We start from the raw sequence: 287 nt of genomic DNA on the forward strand, positions 1-287 counted from the left end.
GGTCTGTGCCGAGCTGGACAGGCGTAACCTGAGCGTGCACGACGCGCAGATTTTTACCACCCGCGACGGCATGGCGATGGACACCTTTATTGTGCTGGAGCCGGACGGCAGCCCGCTGTCGTCGGACAGGCATGAGGGGATACGCTTTGGCCTTGAGCAGGCCATTACCCAGCGCAGCTGGCAACCTCCGCAGCCGCGTCGTCAGGCGGCAAAACTGCGCCACTTTACCGTCGATACCGAGGTCAATTTCCTGCCGACCCATACCGACCGTAAATCGTTCCTTGAGC

General features: G+C 61.3%; 1 pseudogene. It reads left to right on the forward strand.

The window, feature by feature from the left end:
- Positions 1-287, forward strand: a pseudogene (locus RTW80_RS28815) ([protein-PII] uridylyltransferase); the annotation flags it as partial.

It is taken from the genome of Escherichia sp. AM3 (assembly GCF_032029835.1).
GTDB classification, from domain to species: domain Bacteria; phylum Pseudomonadota; class Gammaproteobacteria; order Enterobacterales; family Enterobacteriaceae; genus Escherichia; species Escherichia coli.